Source organism: Candidatus Pelagibacter bacterium nBUS_30 (genome assembly GCF_051201245.1).
Taxonomy (GTDB): domain Bacteria; phylum Pseudomonadota; class Alphaproteobacteria; order Pelagibacterales; family Pelagibacteraceae; genus Pelagibacter.
This window is the reverse complement of sequence record NZ_CP172842.1, coordinates 1,044,219-1,066,708: the sequence shown is the minus strand read 5'-3', so window position 1 is coordinate 1,066,708 and position 22,490 is coordinate 1,044,219. Positions and strand designations below refer to the sequence as shown.

Sequence of the window (22,490 nt, the reverse complement as noted above, 5' to 3'; positions counted from 1 at the left end):
TTAGGCAACCATACTCTCTGCTTTTTGTAAATCAACAGCTACTAGTTGGCTGATACCTTTTTCTGGCATTGTAACACCATAAAGTCTGTTCATTTTAGACATTGTTAAAGCGTGGTGAGTTACAATAACAAATTTTGTGTTTGTAATTTTTATTAGTTCCTCAAGAAGGCTACAAAATCTTGTGACGTTAGCATCATCAAGTGGTGCGTCTACTTCATCTAATACACAGATTGGAGAAGGGTTAGTTAAAAAAACTGCAAAAATTAAAGAGAGAGCAGTTAAAGCTTGCTCACCACCAGATAATAAAGTTATTGATTGAAGTCTTTTTCCCGGGGGACTTACTAGCATTTCTAAACCTGCTTCTAGTGGATCATCAGAGTCTACTAATTCAAGCTTAGCATTTCCACCATTAAAAAGCTTAGTATACACTTCATTAAATTTTCTATTAACTTTTTCAAATGCCTCAATTAATCTTTCTCTACCTTTTTGATTAAGTTCACTAATACTGTCTTTTAATTTAATAATTGCGGTAACAAGATCAGATCGATCTTGTTCCATCTTTTTTATTTCTTCCTCATACTTACTCGTTTCTTCGTCAGCTTTTAAATTTACTGATCCTAATTTTTCTCTTTCTTGTTTTTTTTTATCCAAAGAGTCTTCTTGATCAACAGCATTTGGTAGCTCCTCAATACCATTTAAGTTTGAATTTTCTAAAATATTTTCCTCCGTTAAATTAAGTTCAGAATTGACTCTATCTAGTAAATCAGTTTTTCTTTTTTGTAATCCTTCAATAGTTGCTCCGGAGCTTGCTTTTCGTTCTCTAATTTGAATTGATTGTTCTTGAATTTCATTTAGCTGAGTTCTTAAAGCTTCAATTTTTTGATCAGTCTCTTCAATAACAGCATCATTATCAATTTTCTCTTTATCGGAAATTCTTAAGTTTTCAGAAATTTGACCTTTTCTCTCTGCCTGCAAACTTGGTTGATTGTCTAATTCTTTTAATTGTGTTGTTAGTTTATTTTTTCTTTCTGTTAATTCTGAAACCATTTTTTCTGAATTGGATAATAAATTTATCCAACTTTCAATCTCAGTTTCGATAGTTTTAATTCTCTCATTACGTTTAATTGACTCATTTTTGATTGATTGATTTTTACTATATGCGTCAGCATATTTCTCTTGAAGCTGTCTAATGTTCTGTGATTTTTCATTAACACTTAATAACTCTTCTCTTGATTTTTCATTTTTCAAGTCATTTAAAAAATTATCAAGCTCCATATTACATCTATCTAATAACGTAACAGCTTGATTTATTTCATTGCTATCAATTAATTGTTTAACTCTTTCAATAGAGTTTTTAACATTCTTAATTGGTCCAATGCTTATATTTATTGTTCCTTCAGCAATATTGTTGACAACTTCATCAACAGCTTTTTGCTCTTCTTTAAGTTTGTTTTTAGCCTCTTCCAGTGCTTCATTAGATAGTTTTTCAGTTTCAAAATATTTAGAATCTATCTCTATTAAATCAGACTTTTCTTCTTTAAGTCTTTTTTCATTAGAATTTGCATCTATTATAATACCTCTCTCCCTTGTGATATCCTCATCAAGAGTTTGAAGAGATTTTTTAATAGCTTCAATTTCATCTTGTGTTCTTGTGTTTTCTTCATCTAAACTTTGAAGTTCTAAGTTTAATCTTTGAATTCTAGATAAATTTTCAATATTTTTTTCTCTAAGTGGAGAAACTTTATCCATTGCTATTTTAATTAAACCGTCTAATTCAGCTATTTTAGTATTAAAGCCCTCAACTTCACCTCCAGCTTCACTATTAATTTCATTTTCTATTCGAATTTCTTTATCTATCTCAATTAATTTTAGGTAATAAAGTCCTGCTTCTATTTTTTTAATTTCATCAGTAATTGATTTGTATTTTGTTGCCTCTTCAGCTTGTTTTTGTAGATTGGCTAATTGTTTTTCTTGCTGTCTTCTAAGTTCATCAGCTCTTTTAAGATTGTTTTCTGCAGCTCCCAATCTAAGTTCAGCTTCGTGCCTTCTAACATGTAATCCTGATATTCCCGCTGCTTCTTCCAAGATAGCTCTTCGATCTGTTGGCTTAGCAGTTACTAAGGCACCTATACGTCCTTGGCTAATCATTGAGGGAGAGTGAGCACCAGTTGATAAATCAGCAAAGAACATTTGAGCATCTCTAGCTCTAACTTCTTTATCATTAATATAAAATTTAGAACCTTTGTCTTTTTCAATTTTTCTTCTAACACTGATTTCTTCATATTCTCTGTATTGAACTGGTCCTTCATTATTTTTATTTTCAACTTCAATTGAAACTTCAGCAATATTCTTTGATGCTTTATTAGACGTCCCAGAAAATATTACATCCTCCATGCCTGACCCACGCATACTTTTTGCAGATGTTTCGCCCATGACCCATCTTAAAGACTCAACAATATTTGATTTACCACATCCGTTAGGACCGACAATTCCAGTAAGACCTTCTTCAATTAAGAAATTTGTTTTATCAGCAAAAGATTTAAATCCATTTAATTGGATTTTTTTAAACTCCATGCACTAACTTATATCAGTTTTTCAAGAGCTTTTTTTAAATTTTTATAATTAAGAGATTTTTCGAACTTTTCATCGTTAATTATTATCGTAGGAGTAGCATTTACTTTGTATTTTTTAACACCATCGATTCGATCATTTAATACAAAATCTTCAATTTCCTTATTTTCAATGCATTTCTCAAAGTTTACATTAAAGCCCTCATTTACCAAAAATTTTTGAAGATTCTTATTAGCGGCTTCGACTGAATTACCTTTTACCCATTTTTGTTGATTTGCAAATAGGCTATTTAAAATACTTGAGTCACCATCATTTTTACATTGTGAAACTTTTGATGCATTGAAGGCTGCAATATCTAATGGAAAATGTCTAAATTCAATTTTAGCTAAACCAGTATCAAGATATTCTTTTTTAAGTTGAGGATAAACATCTTTATGAAAATTTGCACAGTGGCTACAAGTTAATGACTCAAATGCAATAATAGTAATTTTTGCATCAACATTGCCAACTGTAATTCTTTTGATGCTCTCAGCGTTTATTTTAGAAATGGTACATAAAAATATTGTTATAATTAATAAAAATTTTTTCATTTTTCTTTAAATACCTTGGTTAGTTCAATTAATGACTTTTTAATTTTTTCATTTTTAACATCATTTATTTTATTTTGATATTTTTTATTTGCGACATTTTCTCGATTACCAATATCATCTGAGATAATTTTTTGCTGATCATCAAAGCTAATAAACTTCAATTTTTCAACGACTGTATAGCCAAAAAAACTATTCATTTTATCTAAAATTTCTTTTTTTGAGTATTCCATGTCAACCTCATGACCTCTTTTTACCATAATCACTAAGGTGCTAACACCAAACTTATTAGAGTTCTTAAAAGTTTTTGGATAACAAAATTTAAATAATTCTATTCCAACTATATACTTCCAATTGGAGAGTGTTTCAGAATAAATATGACCTTTTTTATTAATAATTTTTTTTACATTTTTAGGCAAAGTGTCTTTAAAAGATCTTAAACCTTGAACGGTATTACTTCTCTGATTAATATTATTTTTAGTCCGCATATGAAAGATTTAATAATAACAAATAAAATTCTTAATTGGTATGATATTCACAAAAGATCATTGCCCTGGAGAAAAAAGACTTCTTTAAAAAAAAAGCAATATTACACTTTAGTTAGTGAATTTATGCTTCAACAAACTCAAGTTAAAACAGTGACTCCTTATTTTAATCGGTTTATCAAAAATATTCCCGATTTAGAAACTTTGGCTAATTATAATAATCAAAAACTTATTAAGCTTTGGGAAGGTCTTGGTTACTATTCTAGAGTAAAAAATTTAAAAAAAGCTGCTAAAGTTATTATTAATGATTTTAATAAAAAATTACCCAGTAAGTTTTTAGAATTAAAATCTTTACCTGGTATTGGAGATTATACTGCAAGTGCAATTTCAGCTATTGCTTTCAATAAACCTTTAATTCCCTTAGATGGAAATGTTGAAAGAGTTTTAAAAAGATATCTTAATTTAAAAAAAGAAAAACAAATTCAAAAAGAAAATTTAATTGAAAAAAAAAAATTTTTGGAACGTCTATAAGATCTAGTGATTACGCCCAAGCTTTGATGGAATTAGGAGCATTAATTTGTAAACCAAGTAATCCACTTTGTAATACATGTCCAATATCAAGAAATTGTAAATCTTTTATAAAAAAGGATTTTGTATTAACCAAAATTAAAAAAAAGAATAAAGATAAATACTTTTTACTTAAAGTTTATAAAAAGAATAATAAATATTTATTAGTTAAAAATATTAAGTTTAATTTTTTGAAGAATTTTAATATTTTTCCAATGCATGAATTAATTAAGCCTAAAAATTTTACTCAAAATATAAATTTTAAAATATCTAATATGAATATGAACATTAAAATTGAATATAATAGTGTGATTAAATCTATACCTTTGTCTTATTGGATTGATCCTAAAAAATTAAGAAACTATACTTTACCTTCTTTTACAAAAAAAATTGTTAGATATTTAGAAAATAATAAATGAAAAAAATTGCAATAATAGGAGCGGGCATTTCAGGTTTATTTATTGCAAACTTGTTTAGAGAAAATCAAGATTATCAGGTAGATATTTATGAAAAAAATACATCAATTAATTTAGATGAAGGATATGGAATACAGCTATCAATTAACAGTATCAAACTTCTTAATAGAATTGGATTTAATACTTTAGAAAGTAAAGACATATTTAATCCTGAAAGAATTGATTTTTATACAATCAAACAAGAAAAAAAAATATGTGATCTAAATATTTCAGATTTTAATTCTGAGGACTGTAAGTATACAACGCTAAAAAGATCTAAATTAGTTCAATTTTTAAAAGATAGATTAAACGATAATGTAATTAAGTATGACCACAATATTGAAAAAATTGAAAAAAAAGAAGATCAAATACATTTAACTTTTAATGAAAATAACAAAGCAATTTGTGATCATTTAATTATTTCTGATGGCGTTTTTTCAAAAGGAAAATCATTAATTTCCAATAATGAAATAAAGTCTTCTTATAATAATTCTATTGCAATTAGAGGGAATATTTCAAGAAACAAACTTCATAATTTAAATGAAAATAATATTTCTTTATTCATGGGGCGTAATTTTCATTATGTGATTTATCCAGTAAATAAAGAAAATGAAAATTATAATTTTATTGGAGTTTTAAAATATCAATTAAAACCAAAAGAGCTCGACAATTACACCCTTTTTAAAGAAGAAACTTTCATTCAGGGCATTAAAGACAAACTACAAAATGAATTTTCAATAACTGTTCTAGAAAATATTAATAATATTAAATGCTTCCCAGTTTTTGTTAGTAAAGGTTATCTCAAACCTGGTAAAAATATCTATTTATTAGGAGACGCATTTTTTGCCTTTCCACCTTCATTTGCCCAAGGAGCATCACAATCAATCGAGGGTGCATCAGAATTATTTGAAAATATTATAAATGATAAAAGTAATTTTTATGAAAACAGAGTTGAAAAAGTAAAAATGATTAACAACAGATCAAAATTAAATCAATTTGCTTTCCATGCATCTAACCCAGTGATAATTTTTTTTCGAAACATCAGCTTAAAATTATTAACAAAAAATAAGAAATTTTTAGAAAATTATTTAGGAAAAATATATAATAATTAATTTTTTGAAATTAATCTTTGTCTCAGATAGTCAATTGGATGTATTCTTCCATTAATATCGCAATGCCAGTAAGTCCAGCCATTACAGCTTTCAGCACCTAAAATGGTAGCTGCAACTTTATGGATAGATCCTTCTGTTTGCTCATGTTTAATGCTGCCGTCAGCCATAATTCTTGCAGATATTTTTTGCTTATTATCAAAAATACTAGTACCTGGTTTTATTATTCCAAGTTCAACTAAAGAGCCAAAAGGTATTCTTGGTTTTGATCTATTATTTTTAAGAGTGTCTAATAAATCATCCTCAATAGGCTTTGTATTTTTTAATCTTTGTTCTGCTGCTTTGAAATAAACCTTTTCTTTTTCTATACCAAAATAATTTCTACCTAATTTTTTTGCAACAGTTGCTGTGGTTCCAGATCCTAGAAATGGATCTAAGATCATGTCATCTTTATTAGATGATGCCAATAACACTCTATGTAGAAGAGATTCTGGTTTTTGTGTTGAGTGTACTTTTTTTCCATTTTTCTTTAGTCTCTCAGCTCCACTGCAAATTGGTAAATTCCAATTAGATCTCATTTGAAGATCATCGTTTAAACATTTTAATGATTGATAATTGAAAGTGTATTTTGACTTCTCACTTTTTGAAGCCCAAATTAAAGTTTCATGTGCATTAGTAAAACGCGTTCCTCTAAAATTTGGCATTGGATTATTCTTGTTCCAAATAACATCATTTAAAATCCAAAAACCTAAATTTTGTATTGCTGTTCCAACTCTAAATATATTGTGATAACTTCCAATAACCCAGATAGCTCCATCTTTCTTTAAAATTCTCTTACATTCCGACAACCATTGATAAGTAAAGTCGTCATACTTTTTAAAATTTTCAAACTGATCCCATTTATCGTTAACGGCACTAACCTTAGATCTATCTGGTCTAGTTAATTCACTTTTTAACTGTAAGTTGTATGGAGGATCTGCAAAAATTAAATCAAAAGTTTCACGTGGAATTTTTTTTAATTCTTCGAGACTGTCCCCATTAATAATTTTATTTTTAAATTCACTTTTCATTTGTAGAAATTAATTAGACTCCAAATGGATTCTACGGTCAACCTAGGATTGAATTATTTAGACTCGATTTGCGTTAAGTGAATTGATGACAACTATATATTGTGTGCCTTAAACTTGGATATTGGGGAAAAAGTTTTTCTATGATGCTTATTAATGCCAAGTTTTTTAATTGCCTTTAAATGCTGTTTAGTTCCATAGCCGAAATTTTGATCCCAACCATATCCTTTATTATCTCTAGCAAGCATAGTTATAAACTTATCCCTTGAAACTTTAGCAATTATAGAAGCAGCAGAGATTGAAGGAATTTTTTGATCACCTTTAATTACTGCTTTCAAATTATAATTTTTTAAATCAGGAACTTTATTGCCATCAATTAAAATATGAGATGGCTTTTTTTTGAGTTTTTTTATTGCTCTTTTCATTGCTAACAAACTTGCCTGTAATATATTTATTTTGTCTATCTCTTTAACGGAAGCTTTACCAACAGCCCAAATTGAATTTTTTTTGATATAATTAGATAACAATTCTCTTTTATCTTTGGCAACCAACTTTGAGTCTTTTAATAATCTTATATTGATCGATCTATTTAGAATTACTGCAGCAGCGTACACAGGACCTATTAAACTTCCTCTTCCAACTTCGTCGACCCCCGCAGTTACTTTCATTAAATCTTTATTTCTAAATCTTGAATTTTTTGTTTAATTCTTTTTAAATCTTCCCAAGAATATTTTTTATTTTCTGGAAATCTAATTAAATATGAAGGGTTAAATGTAATCATTATTGGATAAGTTTCATTTTTTAATATCACTTCTTTCCATTTTCCTCTTTCAGAAGATATTTTAGTATTAATTCCTGTCACTGCCTCCATCGCAGAACTACCCATTACAATAACAATCTTTGGATTAATAATTGAAATATGTTCTTTTAAAAAAAATGAATATCTCTTTATTTCTTGTGATGTAGGCTTTCTATCCTCAGGTGGTCTAAAATTTATTGCATAACTGCAATAAATATTCTTTCTTTTAATTTGTATCGCCAAAAGCATTTTGTTTAACAGTTCGCCAACCTCACCTTTAAATGGCGTGCCAGATTTATCTTCCTCAATTCCAGGTGCTTCCCCAATCAGCATGATTGGGCTATTTATATTACCATCTCCAAGAAGTAAATTTTGAGAATTATTTTTCAAATTACAATTTTCGATTGAATTTATATGTTTTTTTAATTCGTTAAGTAGTTCAGTTTTATTAGCTGAATTATTGACATCATTGATTTCAAGAGTATTAAATCTATTTATCGGCTTATCTTTAAATACAAAGTTTGGTTCTATTGTATTTATTAGTTCCTCGTTCAATTTGCCTTTTTGATTTATCATTTTTTTAGTCATAGAATGATTAAATGTTAAACAAATTAATAAAATTGTTTGTATTTATTTGGATATTCTATCAGACACCAGGATATTCTAAAAGTGCTAGTTTTTACGAGTTTAACTCTAGAGATTTATCAAATTATTTTTCAGGAATTATTGCTTATGAAAATAGAGATAATTCAGATGCATTAAAATTTTTTAATTCCTCTAAAGTTTTGCTTGATAAACATGACTCGTATTTAAAAAGATATGTTTATTCTCTGGTCTTAGATAATAAGGTTGCTCGGGCTATAAATGTAATAACAGATAACAGTAATAATACTAATTCAGATTTCTTTGATGCATATATACTCTTGATAGTTGATAGTCTAAAAAAAAATAATTTTATTCAAGCTGAAAAATACTTAGATCAAAGTTTAAAATTTCAAAGTCAAAGTAGATTTAATTTAGTTATTTTTGAAACTTTGAGACAATATCTTTATACGTTTAAAAATAAGAAAATTTTTAATAATAAAAAAAAATTTGGAAATATATCAATCATAAACCAGGCCTTTCAAAGATGTTATTTAAAAAAAGATAGCACCAGCTCTTCTTTTTTAAATTTAGTAAACAATCCAGATGGTGATTATTCAAGATATATATTTTTTTATATTAATTATTTAGTCGAAAATAATAAAAAAGATGAAGCGAGAGCAGTAGCCAATCAACTTGAATATATTAATTCTACTCTTTTGCTAACCCAAAGTAAAAGTTGGGTAGATAGTAATAAGCTCAATGAATTTAATAAAATTTTTTCATGTAACAATCACAATGATATAGTGAGTGAATTTCTATTTTTAATTTCAAATCTTTATTCGTCCCAAGATAATTTTGAAAAGTCTAATTTTTATTTAAATCTATCAAATTATCTAAATCCAAAGTTTATATTAAATTTATCACTTGTAGCTGAAAATTTTTATCTAAATCAGGAATACAAAAAAGCAAAAAAAATTTTAAAAAAATTTGGTAAAGATTATGAATTTTATTATTGGTTTAGAGTTAAAAAAGAAGCACAAATAATCATTAAAGAGCAGGGCTATGAAAATGGAATAAACTATATAAGTTCAAAATTTAGCAAGATTGAAAATCCAAATGTAAAAATGATTTTTGACATTGCAAACTTTTACAAAAATTCAAAAAAATATGAAAAAGCTATCGAATATTATACAAAAATTATTTTATCATTGAGTGAAGATTCAGACATAAAATCAGATTTATTATATAGAAGAGGAGGAAGTTATGAGCGATTAAAAGATTTTAAAAAAGCTGATAAAGATTTATTACAATCTTTAAGAATAAAGCCTGAAGATGCGTATGTTTTAAATTATTTAGCCTATTCTTGGTTAGAGCGAGATTATCAAATAGATAAAGCTATTGAAATGCTGGAAAGGGCATACGCTTTAAGAAATAATGATCCCTATATTATAGACTCAATAGGCTGGGCATATTATTTGATAAAAAACTATGTTGAGGCAGAAAAATATATAAAAAGAGCCGTAGAATTAATGCCAGAAGATGCTACGGTTAATGATCATTATGGTGATATTTTATGGAAACTTAATAGAAAAATCCAGGCCAGATATTTTTGGAAAAATGTTTTAAATTTGGATAATACCGACCCAAATTTAAGAAAAAAAATAGATATTAAAATAATTGAAGGCCTTAAGAATTCATAAATGAGTGTAAGTAAAATTAAATCACATGCTAAAATAAATTTAGCATTAAATGTTACTGGCAAACTGACAAAGCTTCATAAAATAGAGAGCATTATTGCATTTATTGAATTGCATGATTTAATTACTTTGAAGTCAACCAAAAATTTAAAACATGTAATTAGATTTAATGGAAAATTTTCCAAAAATATAAAAAAGAATAATACAGTTCAAAAACTATTTAACATTCTTGATGAACAGAAATTATTAAATAATAAAAAATTTCAAGTTGAAATCACAAAGAATATACCACAGAAAGCAGGATTGGGCGGAGGATCTATGAATGCAGCAAGTATCTTAAATTTTTTAATAAGAAAAAAATTTATAAAGTTAAATCAAAAAAAAACTTTTAAAATTACTAGTTTAATAGGCTCTGATGTTATTTTAGGAATTAACCCGACAAGCACTGTATTAAGATCAAATAATACACTTAAAAAGTTTTTTAAATGTCCTAGACTCTATACTTTATTGGTAAAACCAAGTTTTGGATGTTCTACAAAAAAAATTTATTCAAAAGTTAAAAGGTTTACAAAATCAAAATTTAACAATCCTAAAAAAAACATGTTTAGATCAGATTTTTTGATTAGTCAGAATAATTCTTTAGAAAAAATAGCAATATCAAAATATCCAAAACTTAAAAAAATTAAGTCTTTTTTAGGAGCTTTAAAAAACCCACTATTTGTAAGAATGACAGGTTCTGGATCTGTAATAATTGGTTATTATCAGTCAAAACAAGATTGTGAATTAGCAAAAGTTCAATTTAAAAGAAAATTTAAAGATTATTGGTGTAATACATCAAAAACTATATAATTTTTATTTTTTTATGCTATACGAAAATAATATTGGGGCGTAGCCAAGTGGTAAGGCACTGGTTTTTGGTACCGGCATCCTAGGTTCGAATCCTAGCGCCCCAGCCATTTATGTACAACTTTTTAGATAAAATTTTTTTTAGATCACGTAATCTTGATTATATAAGTCAAAATCTTAAAAAGATTACACTTCAAACTTCTGCAAATAAAATTTTTGAAGCAATCAATTCTTATTCAGAAGATAGCGAAGTCAGATATGTAGGTGGATGTATTAGAAAAATTGTTAAAAAGGAAACTGTTGATGACATTGATTTAGCAACCAATTTAAAACCAGTTGAAGTATGTGAAGCATTAAAAAAAAATGCGATAGATTTTTATGAAACTGGTGTTGAGCATGGCACTATTACAGCGATTATAGAAAAACAAAAATATGAGATAACCTCTTTAAGAAAAGATGTAACAACCGATGGAAGACATGCGAATGTAGAGTTCTCTTTAGATTGGCAAGAGGATGCTGCACGAAGAGATTTTACTATAAATTCAATCTATTCAGATAAAGAAGGAAATTTGTTTGATCCTCATAATGGTAAAAAAGATATAGAAGATGGACATATTAAATTCATAGGAGATGCAGAAGACAGGATTAAAGAAGATTATCTTCGTATTCTTAGATATATTCGCTTTTTTGTAAATTACTCTAATTATAAGCATAACCCTGAAATTATTAAAATAATAAAAAGAAATATTGAAGGGATTTCTCAACTGTCATCAGAAAGGTTGTTGGATGAATTTAAAAAGTTAACAAAATCTAATAGTTTTTTAAAATTATTTAATGACGAGGAAAGTTTAGAGCTTATAAAAATAATCTTTCCACAATTTAAAAATTTAGATAGTTTTAAAAAAATAAACTCTCATGCTCTTAAAAATATATTCAAAGCCGATTTTATTTTCTTGATATCTCTTTTAATAGTTGATGGCACTGATAATACTGATTATTTCTTTTATAAATTCAATATTTCTAAAAAGGATCAAAAAAGATTAAAATTAATTAATTTTTTTTATAAAGAGACTGTGAATATTAAAAATTTTACAGAGAAAAACTTTAATAAGATTTTTTATTTTAATGGAAGGCAAGCTGTAATTGATATTATTAATTTTAAATTATTTACATCTAGTAAAGTTGAAAAGAAATTAATTAGATTAATAGAATTTTATAAAGATAAAATTAGACCAACTATGCCAATTAGTGCAAATATACTTATGTCCCAATATAATATTTCTGAAGGTAAAATATTAGGAAATAAACTTAAAATGATAGAGGATACCTGGGTTCACAACAATTTCCAAATATCAGATAAGCAAATTCAAACAATTATTAAAGGTTAAATATATTTAACGTCTTTAATTTCAAAATTTTTAATCCCAGCTGGAGTTGTTATCTCTACTAAGTCATTTTTATTTTTTCCAATTAAACCTTTGCCTATAGGTGATTGAAAAAAAATTAGCTTTTGTTTTAGGTCGGCCTCATCTTTTCCGACTATTTTGTAATTAATTTTTTCTCCATTATCTAAATTCTCTAAAAATACTGTAGAACCAAAAATAACTTTTCCATCATTATTTAATTTTGTGACATCAATGACATTGGCTCTAGCAATAATATCGTTAATTTCAGTTATTCTACCTTCACTGTGAGATTGTTCTTCCTTTGCAGCATGATACTCAGCGTTTTCTTTAAGATCTCCATGTGATCTTGCTTCTGCAATTGCAGCTACAATTTCTGGTCTTTTTGTTTCTTTTAAAAAAACTAGCTCGTCTTTTAATTTATTCAAACCATTCAATGTTATTGGTTCTTTATCCATTATCTATTTCCATTTTGCAATTGGTGGTAATGACATTAATATTCCTTCAACGTTGCCACCTGTTTGTAATCCAAATTTTGTACCCCTATCATACAATAAATTAAATTCTGCGTATCTACCTCTTTTAATATACTGCATCTCTTTGTCTTTTAAAGTCCATTTTTTCTTTATTTTATTTTTAATAATATTATTAAATATCATTTGAAATGTAACTCCTACATCTCGTACAAATTTGAAATCTCTTTCAAAATTATCTTTCTTATAATCAAAAAAAATTCCACCAATTCCTCTAGCTTCATTTCTGTGTGGTAAGTAAAAATATTCATCACACCATTTTTTATACTTTTTATAATAATTTTTATTATGACGATTACACATTGACTTTAAAGTTTGATGAAATTTACTTTTTTCATTATCATCTTTTACTGATGGTGTTACATCCATACCTCCACCAAACCAATTTTGAGTTGTACAAATATATCTAGTATTAAAATGCATTGCTGGAATTTGAGGATTTTGCATATGCATCACTATTGAAATTCCAGAAGCCCAAAATCTAGGATCTTTATTAGCTCCAGGAATATTTTTTTGAAATTTTTTTGGAAATTTTCCATAAACTTTTGAAAAATTTACTCCTGCTTTTTCAAAAATTTTACCACCTTTGATAATTCTATACTCACCACCACCTTCATCTTTACTTTTATTTCTTTGCCATATTGTTGATTTAAATTTAATTTTATTTTTTTCCAATTTAACGATGTCATCACAAATAGCATCTTGCAGTAGTTTAAACCAATTACTAGTGAGATCTTTTTTTATTTCATTATTCATTATAATAATCCTGTTTGTCTTAAACTTTCTGCCAAAACAACTGCAACAGATGAAGCAATATTAAGCGATCTAACATTTTCATTCATTGGTATCTTTAAACGATCATTTATAGATTGATGAACGTTTTCAGGTACTCCAGCACTTTCTCTCCCAAACAATATTGTGTCATCTTCTTTAAAATTAAACTTTGTATAAGATATTGATGCTTTTGTGGTCATTAAAACAATTCTTTGATTCTTTTTTGCCTCAAAGAAATGCTTTGAACTTTGATATAAATCAATTTTATCCCAATCCATATAATCCATTACCACTCTTTTAAATCTTTTATCATTTAGAAGAAAACCACAAGGCTCAATAATTTCAAGTTTAGCCCCCAAACAAGCGCAAGTTCTAATTATTGCTGCTGTATTTTGTGGAATATCAGGTTCATATAATGCAATTTTTGGTCTTTGGCTCATAATTATGTGTCATTCTTTCAGTAGAAAAAAAACTATTATCTTATAAGAAATCGTATATTAAATAAATTTTTAACAATAATATTTATAAAAATGTCAGATAAAAAGCCAGAAAGAAGAGAATTTTTATTTACAGCATCTTATGCGGTTGGAGCAGTTGGTGTTGGAGCAGTTGTTTGGCCGCTTGTTGATCAAATGAACCCAGACGCATCTGTTAAAGCTCTGGCAAGTACAGAAGTTGATGTCAGCTCAGTTAAACCTGGAAATACAATAACAGTACTTTGGAGAGGTAAACCAGTTTTTATTAGAAGAAGAACACCAGAAGAAATTTCAGAAGCAAAGGCTGTTAAAATGGAAGACTTAAAACATCCTGAAAAAGATGAAGATCGAGCAAAAGATCCTGAGTGGTTAGTCATGCTTGGTGTTTGTACTCACCTAGGATGTGTACCGCTAAATGATAAGGGTGATTATGATGGATGGTTCTGTCCTTGCCATGGTTCTCATTATGATACATCTGGTAGAATTAGAAAAGGACCTGCTCCATTAAATATGGAAGTTCCAAAGTATGAGTTTGTTAACGCTAATACAATTAAAATTGGATAGATAAAATTATGAGTGATCACGAATACACACCCAATTCAAAATTTGGAAAATGGTTCAATGATAGACTTCCTCTTTTAAGTTTAGCGAGTCACTTAACAGACTATCCAACTCCAAAAAACTTAAATTATTGGTGGACTTTCGGTGGGATTTTAACGTTCTGCCTAATAACACAGATTGTTACCGGTTTAACACTTGCTATGCATTATATCGCTCATGCAGATTTGGCATTTGAAAGTGTAGAGCACATAATGAGAGATGTTAACTATGGTTGGTTAATTAGATATATACATGCAAATGGTGCTTCTATGTTTTTTCTAGCTGTGTACATTCATATTTTTAGATCTTTATTTTATGGATCTTATAAATCGCCGAGAGAAATTATTTGGATTATTGGAATAATTATTTACTTACTGATGATGGCAGCTGCATTTATGGGATATGTATTGCCTTGGGGACAAATGAGTTTCTGGGGAGCAACGGTAATAACAAATTTATTTAGCGCGATCCCATTGGTGGGAGAGGGTATAGTTAACTGGTTGTGGGGTGGTTACTCTGTTGACAATCCAACACTGACAAGATTTTTTACATTGCATTACTTAATACCTTTTTTAATTTTAGGACTTGTAGTTTTACATATCTGGGCACTACATGTTCCTGGCAACAATAATCCTGTTGGAATAGATATTAAGAAACCTTCTAAGGATACAGTTCCTTTTCATCCTTACATAGTAATCAAAGATGGATTTGCATTGTTGATGTTTACAATTGTTTTTGCGTTTTTTGTTTTTTATTCACCAAATATTTTGGGTCATGCTGATAATTATATTGAAGCTAATCCAATGGTAACACCAGCTCATATTGTGCCTGAGTGGTATCTATTACCTTTTTATGCTATTTTAAGATCAATACCTGACAAATTGCTTGGTGTAGTTGCAATGCTTTCAGCTATTTTAATTTTAGCAGCGTTGCCATGGCTTGATACTTCAAAAATTAGATCTGCAGTATTTAGACCTTTATATAAACAGTTTTACTGGATACTTGTAGCAGACGTTTTAATTCTTGGATACGTGGGAGCTATGCCAGCTGAAGGACTATATTTGTTAATTGCAAGAGTTGCTACAGCATATTATTTTCTTCACTTTTTGGTAGTTCTACCAGTCTTGGGATTTAAAGAAAAAACTTTACCAGTCCCTTTAAGTATTACAGAGCCTGTACTTGGAGGCTCAACTAATTTAGCAACAGCTAAAAATAAAGAAAGTTTCGAAAGATAAAGTGAAAAATATTATCAAATTACTTTCCATCATAACTTTAATTTGCTTTGCGTCAGTTCAAGCTAATTCAGCTGAAACAGCTAAGCTTTTAAAAACAGACTGGAGCTTTAAAGGTCTGTTTGGAAAATTTGATAGAGGATCGTTACAAAGAGGCTACCAAGTTTACACAGAAGTATGTTCTTCTTGTCATTCAATGAAATATCTTAGTTATAGAAATTTGGGTGAAAAAGGTGGGCCAGAATTTTCTGAGGCAGAGGTAAAGGCAATTGCGGCATCTTTTGAAGTAACTGATGGCCCAAACGCAGATGGAGAAATGTTTTCAAGACCTGCAAAATTATCAGATAAATTTGTTAAACCATATGAAAATATTAAAGCTGCTGAAGCTGCTAACGGTGGTGCTTATCCACCCGATATGTCAGTTCTAGCTAAAGCGAGAAGTGGTGGGGTAGATTATATTTATTCTTTACTACAAGGTTATGAAGATGCACCAAGCGGGATGATTTTGGATGAAGGTGTTCATTATAATAAATATATGTATGGAAATAAAATTAAAATGTCAGCTCCGCTTTCTGAGGGTATAGTAGAATATGGTGATGGAACAGAAGCAACAGTTGAACAAATGTCAAAAGATGTAACTACTTTTTTAATGTGGGCAGCTGAACCCCATCTAGAGTCTAGACACCAAATGGGCTTTAAAGCAATTTTGTATTTGATTGTTCTTACTATCTTGGTTTACTTTAGTATGAAAAAAATTTGGTCACGTGTTGAATCTGAAGTTTAATACGTCTCCATCTTTTACAATATAATCTTTACCCTCTAATCTCATTTTTCCATTTGTCTTAGAGTTGACCCATCCATCATTAGCTACAAAATCTTCATAGGAAACTGTTTCGGCCCGTATAAAACCTTTTTCAAAGTCTGTGTGAATTTCACCAGCTGCTTTGGGTGCTGTGCAATTTTTCTGAATAGTCCAAGCTCTAGTTTCTTCAAGCCCAGATGTAAAGTAAGTGTCTAATTCTAAAATATTATAACCTTTCTGGATCAACATACTTAATCCAGTTTCCTTTAAACCAATCATTTCCATATAATTTTTTCTCTCAGAGGTTTCCAGCGCATTTATTTGATTTTCTATATCAGCTGATACAATTAAAGTATTTTCTTCACCAAATTTTTCAATAAATTTTATTGTATATTGGTTTCCTTCTTGGACACTTTGTTCGTCCACATTACATACAAATATTTTTGGTTTAATCGATAATAAACCACTTTGATTAAGTTGTTTATTTTCAAATTGAGATTTTAAAATTGAGATATCTTTATCATTATTTATACAATCCAATGCAATTTCTAGTATTTTCAACTGCTCTTCTTCGATATTCTTTTTATTATTTTTTTCCAATCTTTTTTGGATAGACTCTAAATCTGCTAACATCATCTCAGTCTCAATTATCTCAAGATCTCTAATAGGGTCTACAGTTGCATTGACATTTTGTATATCATCAGAGTCAAAACATCTAATCATATGAATGATTGCATCTACCTCCCTAATATGTGAAAGAAATTTATTTCCTAATCCCTCTCCTTTAGAGGCGCCTTTAACAAGACCAGCAATGTCAACAAATGAAATAGTTGTGTTTATAATCTTCTTTGACTTTGAAACTCTTGATAAATTTTCCAACCTTTCATCTGGCACAGGCACAATACCTACATTAGGATCAATTGTACAAAAAGGGAAATTAGCAGCTTGTGCTTTACTTGAGTTGGTTAAAGCATTAAATAAAGTAGATTTACCAACATTGGGCAAACCAACAATTCCACATTTAAAACTCATTATTTATTATTTACAGTGCTAGAAAATAGATCTAATTTTTTTTCTACAAGTATTGAAATAGACTCATTGATATTATTAGAAATTTTCTCTATTCCAAGCATTTCATCTTCATCAAAGTTTTGAAGAACAAAATCACCAACTTCCATCTTTTCTTTTGGTTTTCCAATACCTATTCTTACTCTTGAATAGTCTTTACCAATAAATTTATCAATTGATGCGATTCCATTATGTCCTGCACTTGACCCACCAAATTTTGCCTTAATCTTTCCAAACTCTACATCTAAATCATCATGAAAAACAATTACATCTTCAGCATCTATTTTAAAATATTCAATAAGTTCTCTAATGCAAATTCCAGAGTTATTCATAAAAGTTAGAGGTTTAATAGCGTAAACTTTTTGGTCACCAACATTTCCAGTTGTCAATAATCCTTTAAACTTTGGTTTTTGTTTAGAGAGACTAAATTTTTTATTGATAGAGTCTATAATTTTAAATCCAACATTGTGTCTATTATTTTCACTGTCTGGAGTGGGATTACCTAAACCTACAAATAAAAGCATATAATTTTTAAAGGATAGTAAATTTTAATTTGGGTTTATTATTTTTTTTCTTCTGCAGGTTTTTTATCATCACCCTCTTTTTTATCACCTTCAGCTGCTGCTTTATCACCTTCAGCCCCTGCTTCTGCTCCTGCAGCCGCATCTTCACCTTCAGCAGCCTCTGCTTCAGCTGGTTTCTCAGGTTCTTTCATTACAGTTGGTGCTGCCAGTGTTGCTATTACAAAGTCTCTTCCTCTAATTGTTGGAGCAACATCTGTTTCCAAGTTAATTGATGATATCTTAAAACTTTCACCAATATCAACTCCATCAAGATCTATTACAAGATTTTCAGGAATTTTTTCACTAGGACATCTTAATTCTACTTTTCTTCTTACAATGTTTAACACACCACCTCTTTTTAGTCCTGGCGACTTTTCATGATTAATGAACTGAACAGGAACTTCAATTCTAATTTTAACACCTGGGACTACTCTTAAAAAATCAACATGAATTGGTTCATCAGTTATAATGTGATATTTAATTTCTCTAGGAAGAACGTTTTGAGGTTTTCCATCAACATTTAAAGTAACAATACTTGATAAAAAATTTTCTTTATCAATTAAAGTTTTAAGTAATTTTTTTGAAATGGATACTTTTTCATTTTGAGCCTCACCACCATAAATTATGGCTGGTACACTACCACTATTTCTAATAGTGCTTAATTCACCCTTAGTTTTTGTATTTCTAATGTTTGCGTCTAAAGTATTCATAAAAACAAAGGTTTTTAGCTCAAGTTCCCTAATAACTCAAGGGATTTATTTAAATAAATCTGAAACAGATGTTGAGTTTGATATTCTTTTAATTGCCTCTCCCATTAAGCCTGAAATAGGCAGAACCTCAATGTTTTTGGCACCTTTAATTTTTTCATTGTTATCAATTGTATCTGTGATTACTAAATTCTTTATCATAGAATTTTTAATTTTTTTTACTGCTTCACCACTCAGTACTCCATGAGTAATATACACGTAAACATCCTTTGCACCCCTGTCTTTTAGGGCTTTGGCTGCATTAACAATTGTACCTCCAGAGTCAATAATATCATCAACAATTACACATGTTTTTCCCTTAACATCACCAATTACATTCATTACCTGAGATTGACCAGGTTTTGGTCTTCTTTTATCCACTATCGCAAGTCCCACATTTAAAAGTTTGCCTAATGCTCTTGCTCTTTCAGTTCCACCTACATCAGGAGCTACACAAATAACATTTTTACTTTTAATTTTCTTTTTTGCATGTCGTGCAAAAATTGGAGTGGCAAACAAGTTATCAACTGGAATATCGAAAAATCCTTGTATTTGACCAGCATGCAAATCAACTGTTACAACTCTATCTGCTCCAGCTTTTGTAATAAGATTAGAAACAAGTTTGGCTGAGATCGAAGTTCTTGGAACAACTTTTCTATCTTGTCTTGCATATCCAAAATAAGGAATAACAGCTGTGATATTTTTAGCAGAAGATCGCTTTAAAGCATCAATACAAAGTAAAAGTTCCATTAAATTGTCATTAGCAGGAGACGAAACTGATTGAATTATGAAAATACTATTTCCCCTAATATTTTCATTAATCTCTACGTAAATTTCACCATCAGAAAAATTTCTGATACTCGAATTCACTAATTTAGATCTTAAATATTTTGCAATATTTTTACTAAGAGGTTTATTGCTATTTCCGGATAATAATTTCATTAAAAACCTAATTAAGCATAATTATTGAAATATTTCTACCATAATCATTATGTTTTAGTTTTAAAGCTCTTCTTGCACTAAAAAATTTATTTTTAATATCAAAAGTATCAATTTTTATACTGTCTATACTTTTGATATTATTAGCTTGAAGAGAGGAACGGATATACTTAGTTAAATCAAAATATAGTTTTTGTTTATTAATTTTAAAAAATTTATGATTGTTTTTATCTTTTTTAATAAATTTTTGTCTAAAATCTTCCCTAACTTCATAATTTTTTACTGAAATCGATGGACCAATTACAGCAGTCATATTTTTTAATTTACAACCTTTTTTTATCATGAAATTAATTACCTTATCTATAATACCCTTAAAAGCGCCTTTCCAGCCAGAATGGATAGCAGCAATCATATTTATCTTGTTATCATAAATTAATATTGGAGCACAATCAGCAGTCAAAACAGCAATTGGCAAAAATCTTTGATTAGTTATTATGGCATCAGCCTTTGGTTTTATTTTCTTATTATATTTTTCATTAACATAAACAAATTTATTACTATGTATTTGGTGGATTAAAAAAATATTTTTTGCTTTTTTACTAATTTTTTTTCTTACTATTTCCAGATTTTTTTTAACATTTAAATTCTTATCTTTTGAACCAAGACCACAATTTAGACTTTTATAAATTTTTGTTGATTTACCACCAACGCTGTTAAAGAAGCCATGTTTTAACACTTTTATTTTTTTCAGTTTTTTAGATTTTATCAACTTGAAATCCTGTTTTGAATTTATTGTTTATATTTTTTATAAGCATCACTTTAAATAATTCACCCATTTGTTTTTCATCTATCAGCCGTCTTATTCTGTAGAATAAGTCAGTTTTTTTTGAAAAAGGAATATTCTCACTTATAATTTCTGCTCTTTGAAGTATTCCCATGCTAGTTAAAAATTTTTTTTGATTAGTAATAAGTGTATTAAGATTATGATATTGGCTAGTAAATTTTTCAAATAAATTAAAGTTTATATTGTAGGTTATATCTGAGTGACCAATATTTTCTAAAACATTTGAATATTTGTGATTATTAACAGCCTGTAAGGTTTCACACATTTTATAATTTAAATACCCGTAATCAATTATTAATATTCCACCAGTATTTTTTTGGATTGTATCGCAAATACTTTTTAAGTACTTAAATGCCTCTGGTGAATATTCAATAATATTTTGATTTTTAGATATTTCAAAATTTATGTTTTTTTCTATTTTTTTAATATCAATTTTTTGTTCATCAAATCTGACTTTTTTTGGGTTTTCCAAGTTTACGAATCTTTCAAACCAATTATTTTTTTTCTTAAAAAATTGCTTAATCGGAATAGCATCAAAAAATTCATTTGCTAAATATAAGGTTGGGTCTGAATTGATTGTATTAATATCTTTAATCCATGATATTTTTTCAGATTTTAAATTTCTTTTTTGTTGGTTTATCAATAATTCACTTTTTTCGTGGATGATAAAGTTACAAGCATCAAAACATTCTGGAAAATTTTTTAAAGTGTTATTAATCACCTTAATCATCTCACCGTTACCAGCACCTAATTCTAATAAATTAAATTTTTTGGGTGAGCCAATACTTTTCCAAAAAGTTATTACCCAAATAGCAATTATTTCTGAAAAAAGTCTTGTAATATTTGGAGCTGTAATAAAATCACCTTCTTTTCCAAAAGGGTTTTTTTTCATGTAATAGCCAGAGTCTTTATCGTATAATGCTAATTCGATAAATTTATCTAAAGGTATATTAGTTGATCTTATTTTCATTTTTAAAATAAAATAGAATTATTCCGAATGAAATAAATATTAAACTTATAATCTGCCCCATGGATAAATCTAAAATTAGGTAACCTAACTGTTCATCTGGCACTCTAAAAAATTCAATGAAAAATCTAAAAATAGAATAAAAAATTAAAAATAAACCTGAAATTAAACCTGGTTTTTCTAAAAAATTTTTTTTTCTAAAGTAAAGCAAAATTATGAACAAAATTAGTCCCTCTAAAATTGCCTCATAAAGTTGTGATGGATGTCTTGCTAAACTATCTACTTGAACAAATGTTACAGACCAAGGAACTTCTGTCGGTATTCCATATAGCTCAGAATTTATAAAATTTGCTAACCTACCAAAAAATATTCCAATTGGTGCTACTAGTGATACCAAGTCCATATACAAAAATGAGTCTTGATTATTTTTCTTAGCAAATAATATACTGGCAATAATGACACCTATTAAACCTCCATGGAAAGACATTCCTCCTTCCCAAACTTTAAAAATATCAAAAAAATTATTGGTGTAATAATTAAAATTATAAAAAGCTATATATCCTAATCTCCCACCAATAATTATTCCAATAATCAGATAAGTTACATAGTCATCAAATTTTTCATTTATATTTGAATTTTTAATAAATAATTTTTTACATAATATCCAACCAATTATAATTCCAGCAATGTATGCTAATGAATACCATCTGATTTCAAATGATATGATCTGGAAAGCAACTGGGTCAAAATTATTGATGAACATTTTAAATAATAC

25 protein-coding genes and 1 tRNA gene are annotated in these 22,490 nt (G+C 28.2%); 10 read left to right on the top strand and 16 right to left on the bottom strand.

Annotated features, from left to right (window positions below):
• From ACIJYE_RS05800 to ACIJYE_RS05790, 3 genes are read right to left on the bottom strand one after another with little or no spacing between them, the layout of a single operon-like run.
• Window positions 1-2,574, bottom strand: coding sequence for a chromosome segregation SMC family protein (locus ACIJYE_RS05800; protein ID WP_435089919.1), 2,574 nt, complete (start codon window positions 2,572-2,574; stop codon window positions 1-3).
• An 8-nt stretch (window positions 2,575-2,582) separates the two neighbouring features.
• Window positions 2,583-3,161 (bottom strand): thioredoxin domain-containing protein, encoded by a 579-nt coding sequence (locus ACIJYE_RS05795; protein ID WP_435089917.1) that lies wholly within the window; start codon window positions 3,159-3,161, stop codon window positions 2,583-2,585.
• Window positions 3,158-3,646, bottom strand: a complete 489-nt coding sequence (locus ACIJYE_RS05790) for a DUF721 domain-containing protein (protein WP_435089916.1) — start codon at window positions 3,644-3,646, stop codon at window positions 3,158-3,160. Before ACIJYE_RS05790 ends, ACIJYE_RS05795 begins: the two co-directional genes overlap by 4 nt.
• Here ACIJYE_RS05790 and ACIJYE_RS05785 point away from each other — a divergent pair, their 5' ends adjacent.
• Genes ACIJYE_RS05785 through ACIJYE_RS05775 form a run of 3 tightly spaced genes read left to right on the top strand, consistent with a single transcriptional unit; the run spans window position 3,647 to window position 5,777 of the window.
• Window positions 3,647-4,174 (top strand): hypothetical protein, encoded by a 528-nt coding sequence (locus ACIJYE_RS05785; RefSeq protein ID WP_435089914.1) that lies wholly within the window; start codon window positions 3,647-3,649, stop codon window positions 4,172-4,174.
• Window positions 4,175-4,200: 26 nt separating this feature from the next.
• Window positions 4,201-4,629, top strand: a complete 429-nt coding sequence (locus tag ACIJYE_RS05780) for a hypothetical protein (protein ID WP_435089912.1) — start codon at window positions 4,201-4,203, stop codon at window positions 4,627-4,629.
• A complete protein-coding gene (locus ACIJYE_RS05775) occupies window positions 4,626-5,777 on the top strand; it encodes an NAD(P)-binding protein (RefSeq protein WP_435089911.1) in 1,152 nt (383 codons plus the stop codon). The genes ACIJYE_RS05780 and ACIJYE_RS05775 overlap by 4 nt, the downstream gene beginning before the upstream one ends.
• On the opposite strand, the gene ACIJYE_RS05770 is transcribed toward ACIJYE_RS05775, so the two are convergent.
• From ACIJYE_RS05770 to ACIJYE_RS05760, 3 genes are all read right to left on the bottom strand, one after another.
• Complete coding sequence (locus ACIJYE_RS05770; protein WP_435089909.1) at window positions 5,774-6,844, bottom strand: site-specific DNA-methyltransferase; 1,071 nt, start codon at window positions 6,842-6,844, stop codon at window positions 5,774-5,776. The genes ACIJYE_RS05775 and ACIJYE_RS05770 overlap by 4 nt on opposite strands.
• Window positions 6,845-6,936: 92 nt before the next feature.
• The gene (locus tag ACIJYE_RS05765) at window positions 6,937-7,509 is read right to left on the bottom strand and encodes a ribonuclease HII (protein ID WP_435089907.1); all 573 of its coding nucleotides are present in this window, start codon (window positions 7,507-7,509) and stop codon (window positions 6,937-6,939) included.
• Complete coding sequence (locus tag ACIJYE_RS05760; protein ID WP_435089905.1) at window positions 7,509-8,228, bottom strand: uracil-DNA glycosylase; 720 nt, start codon at window positions 8,226-8,228, stop codon at window positions 7,509-7,511. Before ACIJYE_RS05760 ends, ACIJYE_RS05765 begins: the two co-directional genes overlap by 1 nt.
• A gap of 11 nt (window positions 8,229-8,239) precedes the next feature.
• Between ACIJYE_RS05760 and ACIJYE_RS05755 the strand changes: the two genes are divergently transcribed.
• The 4 genes from ACIJYE_RS05755 to ACIJYE_RS05740 all read left to right on the top strand — a co-directional run bounded on the left by ACIJYE_RS05755 (window position 8,240) and on the right by ACIJYE_RS05740 (window position 12,156).
• Window positions 8,240-9,925 (top strand): tetratricopeptide repeat protein, encoded by a 1,686-nt coding sequence (locus ACIJYE_RS05755; protein WP_435089903.1) that lies wholly within the window; start codon window positions 8,240-8,242, stop codon window positions 9,923-9,925.
• Entirely contained in the window at window positions 9,926-10,771 is an 846-nt protein-coding gene (locus ACIJYE_RS05750) for a 4-(cytidine 5'-diphospho)-2-C-methyl-D-erythritol kinase (protein WP_435089902.1), read from the top strand. It abuts the gene before it with no gap.
• A 33-nt stretch (window positions 10,772-10,804) separates the two neighbouring features.
• Window positions 10,805-10,878 (top strand) — tRNA-Gln (locus tag ACIJYE_RS05745).
• A 3-nt stretch (window positions 10,879-10,881) separates the two neighbouring features.
• Complete coding sequence (locus tag ACIJYE_RS05740) at window positions 10,882-12,156, top strand: CCA tRNA nucleotidyltransferase (RefSeq protein WP_435089900.1); 1,275 nt, start codon at window positions 10,882-10,884, stop codon at window positions 12,154-12,156.
• Here ACIJYE_RS05740 and greA read toward each other — a convergent pair.
• From greA to ACIJYE_RS05725, 3 genes are read right to left on the bottom strand one after another with little or no spacing between them, the layout of a single operon-like run.
• Window positions 12,153-12,629 carry a transcription elongation factor GreA gene (gene greA, locus ACIJYE_RS05735; protein ID WP_435089898.1) on the bottom strand — a complete coding sequence of 159 codons (477 nt, stop codon included), beginning with the start codon at window positions 12,627-12,629 and terminating at the stop codon, window positions 12,153-12,155. The two genes, ACIJYE_RS05740 and greA, sit on opposite strands and share 4 nt — an antisense overlap.
• A 3-nt stretch (window positions 12,630-12,632) precedes the next feature.
• Window positions 12,633-13,460 carry an oxygen-dependent coproporphyrinogen oxidase gene (hemF, locus tag ACIJYE_RS05730; protein WP_435089897.1) on the bottom strand — a complete coding sequence of 276 codons (828 nt, stop codon included), beginning with the start codon at window positions 13,458-13,460 and terminating at the stop codon, window positions 12,633-12,635.
• Complete coding sequence (locus tag ACIJYE_RS05725; protein ID WP_435089895.1) at window positions 13,460-13,918, bottom strand: tRNA (cytidine(34)-2'-O)-methyltransferase; 459 nt, start codon at window positions 13,916-13,918, stop codon at window positions 13,460-13,462. The genes hemF and ACIJYE_RS05725 overlap by 1 nt, the downstream gene beginning before the upstream one ends.
• A gap of 90 nt (window positions 13,919-14,008) precedes the next feature.
• Between ACIJYE_RS05725 and petA the strand changes: the two genes are divergently transcribed.
• The 3 genes from petA to ACIJYE_RS05710 are packed head-to-tail and all read left to right on the top strand — an operon-like array spanning window position 14,009 to window position 16,570.
• The gene (gene petA, locus ACIJYE_RS05720; protein WP_435089893.1) at window positions 14,009-14,518 is read left to right on the top strand and encodes a ubiquinol-cytochrome c reductase iron-sulfur subunit; all 510 of its coding nucleotides are present in this window, start codon (window positions 14,009-14,011) and stop codon (window positions 14,516-14,518) included.
• A gap of 8 nt (window positions 14,519-14,526) precedes the next feature.
• On the top strand, window positions 14,527-15,789 hold the full coding sequence (locus ACIJYE_RS05715; protein ID WP_435089891.1) for a cytochrome b: 1,263 nt from the start codon (window positions 14,527-14,529) through the stop codon (window positions 15,787-15,789).
• Window positions 15,790-15,799: 10 nt separating this feature from the next.
• A complete protein-coding gene (locus ACIJYE_RS05710) occupies window positions 15,800-16,570 on the top strand; it encodes a cytochrome c1 (RefSeq protein WP_435091272.1) in 771 nt (256 codons plus the stop codon).
• Here the strand turns inward: ACIJYE_RS05710 and ychF are convergent.
• From ychF to lgt, 7 genes are read right to left on the bottom strand one after another with little or no spacing between them, the layout of a single operon-like run.
• Window positions 16,547-17,620: a redox-regulated ATPase YchF gene (gene ychF, locus ACIJYE_RS05705; RefSeq protein ID WP_435089889.1), complete on the bottom strand. Its 1,074-nt coding sequence runs from the start codon at window positions 17,618-17,620 to the stop codon at window positions 16,547-16,549. The two genes, ACIJYE_RS05710 and ychF, sit on opposite strands and share 24 nt — an antisense overlap.
• On the bottom strand, window positions 17,620-18,180 hold the full coding sequence (pth, locus tag ACIJYE_RS05700; protein WP_435089887.1) for an aminoacyl-tRNA hydrolase: 561 nt from the start codon (window positions 18,178-18,180) through the stop codon (window positions 17,620-17,622). The genes ychF and pth overlap by 1 nt, the downstream gene beginning before the upstream one ends.
• 38 nt (window positions 18,181-18,218) lie before the next feature.
• Window positions 18,219-18,929: a 50S ribosomal protein L25/general stress protein Ctc gene (locus ACIJYE_RS05695; protein ID WP_435089886.1), complete on the bottom strand. Its 711-nt coding sequence runs from the start codon at window positions 18,927-18,929 to the stop codon at window positions 18,219-18,221.
• Between the two features lie 45 nt (window positions 18,930-18,974).
• A complete protein-coding gene (locus tag ACIJYE_RS05690; RefSeq protein WP_435089884.1) occupies window positions 18,975-19,907 on the bottom strand; it encodes a ribose-phosphate pyrophosphokinase in 933 nt (310 codons plus the stop codon).
• A 7-nt stretch (window positions 19,908-19,914) separates the two neighbouring features.
• Complete coding sequence (pgeF, locus tag ACIJYE_RS05685; protein ID WP_435089883.1) at window positions 19,915-20,673, bottom strand: peptidoglycan editing factor PgeF; 759 nt, start codon at window positions 20,671-20,673, stop codon at window positions 19,915-19,917.
• Window positions 20,660-21,718 (bottom strand): SAM-dependent methyltransferase, encoded by a 1,059-nt coding sequence (locus ACIJYE_RS05680; protein ID WP_435089881.1) that lies wholly within the window; start codon window positions 21,716-21,718, stop codon window positions 20,660-20,662. The genes pgeF and ACIJYE_RS05680 overlap by 14 nt, the downstream gene beginning before the upstream one ends.
• On the bottom strand, window positions 21,699-22,478 hold the full coding sequence (gene lgt, locus ACIJYE_RS05675; protein WP_435089879.1) for a prolipoprotein diacylglyceryl transferase: 780 nt from the start codon (window positions 22,476-22,478) through the stop codon (window positions 21,699-21,701). Before lgt ends, ACIJYE_RS05680 begins: the two co-directional genes overlap by 20 nt.
• Window positions 22,479-22,490 lie beyond the last annotated feature (12 nt).

Bases quoted from the DNA above. Each gene is read 5' to 3' on its own strand.
- ACIJYE_RS05800 (WP_435089919.1), bottom strand. From the start codon at position 2,574: ATGGAGTTTAAAAAAATCCAATTAAATGGATTTAAATCTTTTGCTGAT.
- ACIJYE_RS05795 (WP_435089917.1), bottom strand. From the start codon at position 3,161: ATGAAAAAATTTTTATTAATTATAACAATATTTTTATGTACCATTTCT.
- ACIJYE_RS05790 (WP_435089916.1), bottom strand. From the start codon at position 3,646: ATGCGGACTAAAAATAATATTAATCAGAGAAGTAATACCGTTCAAGGT.
- ACIJYE_RS05785 (WP_435089914.1), top strand. From the start codon at position 3,647: ATGAAAGATTTAATAATAACAAATAAAATTCTTAATTGGTATGATATT.
- ACIJYE_RS05780 (WP_435089912.1), top strand. From the start codon at position 4,201: ATGGAATTAGGAGCATTAATTTGTAAACCAAGTAATCCACTTTGTAAT.
- ACIJYE_RS05775 (WP_435089911.1), top strand. From the start codon at position 4,626: ATGAAAAAAATTGCAATAATAGGAGCGGGCATTTCAGGTTTATTTATT.
- ACIJYE_RS05770 (WP_435089909.1), bottom strand. From the start codon at position 6,844: ATGAAAAGTGAATTTAAAAATAAAATTATTAATGGGGACAGTCTCGAA.
- ACIJYE_RS05765 (WP_435089907.1), bottom strand. From the start codon at position 7,509: ATGAAAGTAACTGCGGGGGTCGACGAAGTTGGAAGAGGAAGTTTAATA.
- ACIJYE_RS05760 (WP_435089905.1), bottom strand. From the start codon at position 8,228: ATGACTAAAAAAATGATAAATCAAAAAGGCAAATTGAACGAGGAACTA.
- ACIJYE_RS05755 (WP_435089903.1), top strand. From the start codon at position 8,240: ATGTTAAACAAATTAATAAAATTGTTTGTATTTATTTGGATATTCTAT.
- ACIJYE_RS05750 (WP_435089902.1), top strand. From the start codon at position 9,926: ATGAGTGTAAGTAAAATTAAATCACATGCTAAAATAAATTTAGCATTA.
- ACIJYE_RS05740 (WP_435089900.1), top strand. From the start codon at position 10,882: ATGTACAACTTTTTAGATAAAATTTTTTTTAGATCACGTAATCTTGAT.
- greA (WP_435089898.1), bottom strand. From the start codon at position 12,629: ATGGATAAAGAACCAATAACATTGAATGGTTTGAATAAATTAAAAGAC.
- hemF (WP_435089897.1), bottom strand. From the start codon at position 13,460: ATGAATAATGAAATAAAAAAAGATCTCACTAGTAATTGGTTTAAACTA.
- ACIJYE_RS05725 (WP_435089895.1), bottom strand. From the start codon at position 13,918: ATGAGCCAAAGACCAAAAATTGCATTATATGAACCTGATATTCCACAA.
- petA (WP_435089893.1), top strand. From the start codon at position 14,009: ATGTCAGATAAAAAGCCAGAAAGAAGAGAATTTTTATTTACAGCATCT.
- ACIJYE_RS05715 (WP_435089891.1), top strand. From the start codon at position 14,527: ATGAGTGATCACGAATACACACCCAATTCAAAATTTGGAAAATGGTTC.
- ychF (WP_435089889.1), bottom strand. From the start codon at position 17,620: ATGAGTTTTAAATGTGGAATTGTTGGTTTGCCCAATGTTGGTAAATCT.
- pth (WP_435089887.1), bottom strand. From the start codon at position 18,180: ATGCTTTTATTTGTAGGTTTAGGTAATCCCACTCCAGACAGTGAAAAT.
- ACIJYE_RS05695 (WP_435089886.1), bottom strand. From the start codon at position 18,929: ATGAATACTTTAGACGCAAACATTAGAAATACAAAAACTAAGGGTGAA.
- ACIJYE_RS05690 (WP_435089884.1), bottom strand. From the start codon at position 19,907: ATGAAATTATTATCCGGAAATAGCAATAAACCTCTTAGTAAAAATATT.
- ACIJYE_RS05680 (WP_435089881.1), bottom strand. From the start codon at position 21,718: ATGAAAATAAGATCAACTAATATACCTTTAGATAAATTTATCGAATTA.
- lgt (WP_435089879.1), bottom strand. From the start codon at position 22,478: ATGTTCATCAATAATTTTGACCCAGTTGCTTTCCAGATCATATCATTT.